Source organism: Methanobrevibacter sp. (assembly GCF_045586545.1).
Lineage (GTDB): Archaea > Methanobacteriota > Methanobacteria > Methanobacteriales > Methanobacteriaceae > Methanocatella.
Genome location: NZ_JAZNAN010000079.1, coordinates 1 through 6,714 on the forward strand (window position 1 = coordinate 1; position 6,714 = coordinate 6,714).

The 6,714-nt window shown below is 35.4% G+C and carries 7 protein-coding genes; all 7 read left to right on the forward strand.

Annotation, left to right across the window (positions count from 1 at the left end):
- Window positions 1-472: 30S ribosomal protein S2 (gene rpsB / locus ACKI3D_RS06255; protein ID WP_407393002.1), on the forward strand; the 472-nt coding region annotated here is incomplete at its 5' end.
- A 9-nt stretch (window positions 473-481) separates the two neighbouring features.
- Window positions 482-1,330 (forward strand): AmmeMemoRadiSam system protein B, encoded by an 849-nt coding sequence (gene amrB / locus ACKI3D_RS06260; RefSeq protein ID WP_407393004.1) that lies wholly within the window; start codon window positions 482-484, stop codon window positions 1,328-1,330.
- Between the two features lie 8 nt (window positions 1,331-1,338).
- Entirely contained in the window at window positions 1,339-2,301 is a 963-nt protein-coding gene (gene mvk, locus ACKI3D_RS06265; protein WP_407393006.1) for a mevalonate kinase, read from the forward strand.
- A gap of 4 nt (window positions 2,302-2,305) precedes the next feature.
- Entirely contained in the window at window positions 2,306-3,106 is an 801-nt protein-coding gene (locus tag ACKI3D_RS06270) for an isopentenyl phosphate kinase (protein WP_407393008.1), read from the forward strand.
- A gap of 1 nt (window position 3,107) precedes the next feature.
- Window positions 3,108-4,154 (forward strand): type 2 isopentenyl-diphosphate Delta-isomerase, encoded by a 1,047-nt coding sequence (gene fni, locus ACKI3D_RS06275; RefSeq protein WP_407393010.1) that lies wholly within the window; start codon window positions 3,108-3,110, stop codon window positions 4,152-4,154.
- A gap of 3 nt (window positions 4,155-4,157) precedes the next feature.
- On the forward strand, window positions 4,158-5,501 hold the full coding sequence (locus ACKI3D_RS06280) for an RNase J family beta-CASP ribonuclease (protein WP_407393012.1): 1,344 nt from the start codon (window positions 4,158-4,160) through the stop codon (window positions 5,499-5,501).
- A gap of 15 nt (window positions 5,502-5,516) precedes the next feature.
- Window positions 5,517-6,494, forward strand: a complete 978-nt coding sequence (gene idsA, locus ACKI3D_RS06285) for a short chain isoprenyl diphosphate synthase IdsA (RefSeq protein WP_407393013.1) — start codon at window positions 5,517-5,519, stop codon at window positions 6,492-6,494.
- Window positions 6,495-6,714 lie beyond the last annotated feature (220 nt).

The following is a 6,714-nucleotide window of genomic DNA, read 5'->3' on the forward strand; positions in this document are numbered from 1 at the left end:
AGATGTTAAAAGCAGTAATGATAAAATCATAATTGCCGCAAAATTATTATCAAAATACGACCCTGATGATGTTCTTGTAGTATCAACAAGACAATATGGTCAAGCACCTGTTAAAAAATTCGGTGAAGTAACCGGTTGTAAAACAATTCCTGGTAGATTTATTCCAGGTACACTTACAAATCCAAGATACTCAAAATTCATTGAACCAAAATTATTAGTTGTTACTGACCCTAGAAGTGACTCACAAGCAGTTATTGAAGCAAGACAAAATGGTATTCCTGTAGTTGCATTATGTGATACAGAAAATCTTTTATCCAACGTTGATGTAGCTATACCTGTAAACAACAAAGGTAGAAAAGCTATTGCTTTAGTTTACTGGTTACTTGCAAGACAAATCTTAAGAGAAAGAGGAACTATTCCTGAAGATGGTGACTTAGATATTGATGCAACTGACTTTGAACTTAAATTTTAAGTGAGTAAAATGTTAAGACAACCTGCTGTGGCTGGAGCATTTTATCCAAGAGATGCTGAAAATCTAAAAAGGCTTATTGAAAGCTGTTTTTTAGATGATTCAGGTGTTGGTGAAATTCCAGAACTAAAGAATTTTGAAGGTACAGATTACCCTATCAATATTATGGTTCCCCATGCAGGTTATCAATATTCTGGTGCAGTAGCTAGTCATGGTTACTGCAAATTAGTTCAAAATGGTTTTCCTGAAGTTTTCATTATATTAAGTCCAAACCACACGGGCTTCGGCACAGAGATTTCTGTCTTTAATGAAGGCCAGTGGCTCACTCCCTTAGGAAGCGTTGAAGTCGACAGCGAATTTGCAGATGAAATAATATCCGTTTCGGATATTGCAAGTGCTGATTTTCAAGCACATATTCGTGAACACAGTATTGAAGTACAGCTTCCTTTCCTTCAATATTTCTCTTCCGATTTTAAAATTGTTCCAATTACAATGGGAACACAGAATTTCGTAACTTCAAATGATTTGGCAAATGCCATTTTTGAAGCCGGAAATAAATTGGGCAAATCTTATGCAGTAATTGCAAGCACTGATTTGTCTCATTTCAATAATCAGGAGAAAGCCAATAAAGTTGATGGCTTTGTTTTGGAAGATATTGAGGAAATGAATGAATTCAAGCTTTTTGAAGAGGTCATTCAATATAATATTACAATGTGCGGATATGGGCCTGTAATGACAACAATCTCTCTTTCTAAACGTCTTGGCAAAAACAATTCAGAAATACTTGCCTATCAGACTAGTGGAGACGTTACCGGAGATTTAACTTCAGTTGTAGGATATGCTTCAGGTGTTTTTAAATAGGTGTTTAAATGATAGCAAAGGCTTCTGCTCCGGCAAAGACAATATTGTTTGGAGAACATTCTGTTGTTTATGATCAACCAGCGATAGCTGGAGCTGTAAATAAAAGAGCTTATATCACTATTAAAGAATCAGACTGTGATGAATCTATTTTTAAAGCACCAGATATAGGATTTGAAGCCATTTTGCTTTCTGAGGAAAAGAAATACATCTTAACAAAAGGAAAACCGGGTATTATTAGATATATTTTAGAATCTCTTTATAGAGCTCATGATCACTCACCGATAGAAATAACATTAAATTCAAATGTTCCTATTGGTTCTGGACTCGGGTCATCTGCTGCAGTTACCGTAGCTACACTGGCTGCGTTATATAGATATCATAATGTTCGTTTCAATAAGAAATCTCTAGCTCATGATGCCCATATGGTAGAACAGGCGGTTCAAGGGGTAGCCAGTCCTTTGGATACAATGGTTTCCACATATGGAGGACTTGTTTATTTATCAAGAAAAAAACAGGTAGAACATTTTAAAGTTAATTTCAATGCTCCTTTTGTTGTAGGTTACACTACTAAACATGGAAATACTGGAAAGATGGTTAAAGATGTTAGGAATTTAAAAAACAGGAATCCTAAAATCATAAATCCGGTAATTTCCGCAATGGGAAATTTAACAAATTATGCAAAACAAGCAATTCTTAAAAGGGATTTTGCTAAGGTTGGGGAATTGATGAACATTAATCATGGATTTTTAGATGTTTTAGGAGTAAATACTTTAGAATTATCTCGTATGGTATATAATGCAAGGGAAGCCGGTGCAATCGGTTCCAAAACTACTGGTGCAGGTGGTGGGGGAAGCATTATTGCTCTCTGTCCAGGTAAAGTTGATGATGTAGCTGAAGCTATTGCTCGTGATGACAATATTTTAAAAATACAGTTTACACGTAAAGGGGTTTCTTCAAGGGTTTATAAGTGATTTAATGTTTATTTTAAAAATTGGCGGGAGCATATTAACAAATAAGGACTCTAAGGAAAGTGAAGTAGATACTGAAAGCCTTAAAAGAATTGCTCTTGAAATCAAATCTTCTCTAGATAACTCTCCTAAAGAGTTAATTATAGTTCATGGAGCGGGGTCATTCGGACATCCTCCAGCAAAGAAATATAAAATTGGAGAGAAATTTGACGAATCCGAATATCCTCAAAAGAGAATAGGATTTTGTGAAACTCAAAATGCCGTTAAAAAACTAAATATGTATATCTGTGAAGCATTCATTGATGTTGGATTGCCTGTTGTTGCTATTCCCGCATCTAGTTTCATGACTGCTACAAATAAAAGAATTACCAGTGGCAATTTGGATGCATTTAAAAGATATTTGGATAAAGGGTTCATCCCTGTTATTTATGGGGATGTTGTTTTGGATGATGAGTTAGAAATTTGTGTTATTTCAGGAGATCAGCTTATCCAGTATCTTGCAATGAATCTTAATCCAGATAAGGTTATTTTGGGAACTGATGTTGATGGAGTATATAACAAGAATCCAAAAACCCATGACGATGCCATATTTTTCGAGAAGTTCACTTCTCTTAAGGATTTAGATACCTTTGAAGGAACAACAAATGTCGATGTCACCGGAGGAATGGTCGGCAAAATTAAAGAACTTTTATATTTAGCAGATTTAGGAATTGAATCTAAAATAATAAATGCTGAAGTAGAAAATAATATTTATAAAGTCTTAGAAAACGAAGAAGTTAAAGGAACAGTAATTTCAAGGGGAAATTAACATGATTTCAGATAGAAAATTAGAGCATTTATTAATTTGTGAAAATTATGATGTTGAGTTTAGGGATAAGACCACAGGTTTTGAGGACATTGAATTGATTCACAATGTATTGCCTGAAATAAACAAACAAGAAATAGACTTATCTACCAAGGCTTTTGGTAAAAAACTAGACTCACCTTTATTTATTACAGCTATTACAGGAGGCCATCCGGCTGCAAAAGAAATTAATAAACAATTGGCGATTGCCGCTGAGGCACATAATATTGCATTGGGTGTTGGTTCTCAAAGAGCCGCATGCGAACATCCGGAACTAGAAGACACATACACTGTTGTTCGTGAAAATGCACCTGATTGTTTGCTAGTTGGTAATATTGGAGCACCTCAACTCAATTTAGCTGAAAAGGCTGTAGGAATATTGGATGCGGATATCTTAGCTATTCATTTAAATCCTCTTCAGGAATCAATTCAGCCTGAAGGAGACCTTGATGCAAGAGGATATCTTGATTTGATTAGCCAGATTACCGATGCTGTTGATATTCCAGTGCTTGCAAAGGAGACAGGTTGTGGAATTTCAGCCGAATCTGCAAAGCAGTTGGTTAATGCAGGTGTTGATTACATTGATGTTGAAGGTGCTGGCGGAACCAGTTGGGCTGCTGTAGAAACATACCGTGCAGAAGATAGATATTTAGGAGAAATATTTTGGGATTGGGGAATTCCAACTGCAGTAAGTACTGTGGAAGTAACCAATGCCGTTGACGTTCCTGTCATTTCATCCGGGGGCATAAGGACAGGACTTGAAGCTGCTAAAGCTATTGCTCTTGGAGCAGATGCTGTAGGTATGGCATTACCGTTTTTAAAGAATTCAGACTCACAAGAAAAATTGAACACATTTATTAATAGATTTAATGATTCATTAAGAATAGCAATGTTTTTAGTTGGCGCTAATAATATTGAAGAACTAAAACAGTCAAATTTAGTCATACGCGGAAAAACAAGAGAATGGCTAAATGAAAGAGGAATTAACACAAAGAATTATTCAAGGAGATGAAACATGAGCGTAGAAATAATCGCTATTGGCGGATACCAGGAAGTCGGAAAAAACATGACTGCCGTCAAAATCAATGAAGACGTAATCATTTTTGACATGGGTATCCATTTAGACAGAATCAGTATGCACGAGGATACTGATATTGATAGAATGCACAGTTTAGATTTAATTGAAAGAGGGGTTATTCCAGACGATACATTGATGAAGGATGTTGATGGAAAAGTCAAAGGAATTGTATTCTCTCACGGTCACTTGGATCACATCGGTGCAGTTGCAAAATTGGCACATAGATATGATGCGCCATTAATCGGAACACCTTATACTGCTGCTTTAATTGAAAAGCAAATTAAAGGTGAACGTAAATTCAAAGTAACAAATGAAATCAAACCATTAAATCCAGGAAACAAATTGAAGCTTTCAAAAGACATTACTTTGGAATTTGTACAGTCAACACACAGTATTCCACAGGCTGTATTTCCAGTATTGCATACATCTGAAGGAATTATTGTCTATGCATTGGATTTTAAATTTGATGACCATCAGAAAGTATCTCCACCACCGGATTATAAAAGATTAAAAGAGTTAGGTAGGGAAGGAGTGCTTGCTTTAATTGTAGAGACCACTAATGCAATAAATTATAAAGAAGTAAAAACTCATTCAGAAAGAATAGCCAGAAATATTTTAGAGGATGTTATGAAAGGACCGTTACAAGAAAAAACAGGTATGATTGTAACTACATTTTCATCCCACGTTGAACGTGTACAGGCTATTGCGGATATTGCAAAACAAAGTCACAGGGAAATATTTTTCCTGGGCAGATCAATGGAAAGGTTTTGCGGTATAGCACAGAATTTAGGAATTTTAAAATTGCCAAAAAATGCTAGCATTTATGGCTCTCCAAAGGCGGTAAATAAGGCTTTAATGAAAGCTGATGAAGATAGGGCAAACTATTTGCTTGTAACTACAGGGCACCAAGGAGAACCAGATGCGTTGCTTCCAAGAATTGCAAATGGAAGAACTCCTTTCAATATTAAGGAAGGAGATAATGTTATTATTTCAGCACCTATCATTCCAAACCCAACAAATGCTGCAAACAGACATATTATGGAAAGGAGATTAAAAACAAAGGGTGCAAGAATCTATCCTAATGCTCACGTTTCCGGGCACGCTGGAAGAGAAGACCACAGGGAATTTTTACGTATGTTAAAACCGCAGCATATTATTCCAGCACACGGAGATTTATCAATGCTTGCAGCTTACGCTGAACTTGCTGAAGAAGAAGGATACAGAATCGGATATGATATTCATATTTTAAGAAATGCTCAAGCACAAGTTTTTAAAAGTTAAAAAGAGGGTATTACAATGAGTAATGTAAAAGAAGTACTTGGAAATTATTCCACTGATATTACAAAAACTATCGAAGAAGAATTGGCAACAATCACTCCAGAAAATCTTGCAGAAGCTTCAGTTTATCTTACAAGAGCTGGTGGAAAAATGCTCAGGCCGGCTTTAACATTAATAGTCTCTGAAGCTGTTGGAGGAAAAAAGGAAAATGCTTTAAAGTCTGCTGCAGCCATTGAATTGATTCATACATTTTCACTTATTCACGACGATATCATGGATCAGGATGATATGAGGAGAGGAATGCCTTCTGTTCATAAAGTTTGGGGCGATGATGTAGCTATTCTTGCAGGAGACACATTGTTCTCAAAGGCTTTTGAAATCATTATTGGTAGTGAAGGTACCAGCTCTGAACAAAATAACAAAGCTTTAGCTACTGTTGCAGATGCATGCGTTAAAATCTGTGAAGGTCAGGCATCTGACATGGGCTTTGAAGACAGGTTTGATGTTACAGAAGATGAATATATGGAAATGATTTTCAAAAAAACTGGTGCTTTGATTGCGGCTGCCACTAAAGCTGGAGCTATCATGGGCGGAGCATCTGATGAAGTTATTGATGCAATGTATGAATATGGCCGTTTGATTGGTCTTGCTTTCCAGATTCAGGATGATTATCTCGACCTTGCAGCGGATGAGGAAACATTAGGTAAACCAATCGGTTCTGACATTGGCAAGGGCAAAATGACAATCATTGCAATTAAAGGTTTAGCTAATGATGATGGAAGATTGCTTGAAATCTTGAAAGCGGAAAATAATTCACAAGATGAGATAGATGAGGCAATTGAAATTTTAACAAATTGTGGTGCTATTGAATATGCTCGCAATTTGGCTCAAGAATCTGTGGTTCAAGCAAAAGAAGTACTTGAAATATTGGATGATTCTTCATCTAAACAGATACTTTCAGATATTGCAGATTTTGTACTTGAGAGGAATGCTTAACTTTCTCTCACTTTTAATATTTTTTACTGATTTGTAATACTTTTTTATATTTTTTTATGTTTTTAAGTAGTATTAATTTTAAAAAAAGTATTACTATATTTTTCATAGGTGTAGTTGCAGTTACTTTTCGAATATCTCTATGAATTTATGTTTATTTAACTTTAAATAAATTTTAACATTGATTGTTGTTTTTTTAATGATTATAATTTTATTTTTATTA

Coding starts and splice junctions, on each gene's coding strand:
- ACKI3D_RS06270 (WP_407393008.1), top strand. CDS start 2,306: ATGTTTATTTTAAAAATTGGCGGGAGCATATTAACAAATAAGGACTCT.
- ACKI3D_RS06280 (WP_407393012.1), top strand. CDS start 4,158: ATGAGCGTAGAAATAATCGCTATTGGCGGATACCAGGAAGTCGGAAAA.
- idsA (WP_407393013.1), top strand. CDS start 5,517: ATGAGTAATGTAAAAGAAGTACTTGGAAATTATTCCACTGATATTACA.
- mvk (WP_407393006.1), top strand. CDS start 1,339: ATGATAGCAAAGGCTTCTGCTCCGGCAAAGACAATATTGTTTGGAGAA.
- fni (WP_407393010.1), top strand. CDS start 3,108: ATGATTTCAGATAGAAAATTAGAGCATTTATTAATTTGTGAAAATTAT.
- amrB (WP_407393004.1), top strand. CDS start 482: ATGTTAAGACAACCTGCTGTGGCTGGAGCATTTTATCCAAGAGATGCT.